Source organism: Nostoc sp. 2RC (genome assembly GCF_014222165.1).
Taxonomy (GTDB): domain Bacteria; phylum Cyanobacteriota; class Cyanobacteriia; order Cyanobacteriales; family Nostocaceae; genus Nostoc; species Nostoc linckia.
The window spans coordinates 1-988 of sequence record NZ_JACKZU010000745.1 but is presented as its reverse complement, the minus strand read 5'-3'; the positions used below and the strand labels follow the sequence as shown (position 1 = coordinate 988).

The 988-nt window shown below is 40.3% G+C and carries 1 protein-coding gene; it reads left to right on the top strand.

What is annotated here, in order from left to right; genetic code table 11:
• Nucleotides 1–222: 222 nt before the first annotated feature.
• On the top strand, nucleotides 223–849 hold the full coding sequence (locus GNE10_RS34795) for a hypothetical protein (protein WP_185570542.1): 627 nt from the start codon (nucleotides 223–225) through the stop codon (nucleotides 847–849).
• Nucleotides 850–988: the final 139 nt, after the last annotated feature.

Below are 988 nucleotides of genomic sequence, written 5' to 3'. Positions count from 1 at the left end.
ACTTAAGTCAAAATTGGATGCCAATAAAATATTTATACTTAACTATTTTTGGATGAACGAAAAGATATAAACCATTCCCAGACTAGTTTGTAAGGCAGAACATATTAACAAATCTTCAATGAAAAAATAATTTTTTGTATAAAAAGTTGCCAAATTTTATACAAGTAAAGTAGCTTTGTCATAACTAAAAAAGTCAAAGTTACTTTTAGGTATTGCATAACAATGGCAAATAAAATACTACTTAGCTTAGTGGATTTAAAACCAGAATATCAGAAGCTTTGGGATAGCTGCGAAATCAAGGCAGATAAACTCAGCACGACTCAAAACATAGTTGCAAAAATTAGTGGCGATCGCCTTCGTTACGAAGTACTGCAACAAAAAATCAATGTACCTTGGTACTTTGTTGCAGTTATCCATAACATGGAATCTTCCCTGAACTTCACCAAACATTTGCATAACGGCGACTCGCTAAAAAAACGCACTATCAACGAACCATCAGGCAGACCACTTGCTGACCCCATCAAAGGCTGGCAGGTAGGTTACACCTGGGAAGAAAGCGCCATTGATGCTTTGACAATGAAAGAATTCAACCGAGTCAAAGATTGGAGTTTGCCAGCACAGCTTTGGCAACTAGAAAGATACAACGGTGTTGGTTATAGAAAATACCATCCAGAAGTTCTCACACCATATTTGTGGTCGGGAACTAACCACTACAGCAAAGGCAAATATGTAGCTGATGGCAAATGGGATGCCAATGCGATTTCTGAGCAAATTGGGGTAGCAGCTTTGCTAAAAGTTTTGATAAAAGAAGCAAATATTAATATTTCAGAAGGTGTAGCGATCGCCTGAGGAAGACGTGGGGAGGGGGAGACGCTATTGGTGTCAACTTAACGTGAAACTAACTTACCATCATGCTTCGCGTTACCCCACCCCGGCTTTGCTGGCGCAAAACCTCCCCTCCCCGCTTGCGGGGAGGGGATTGAGGGGG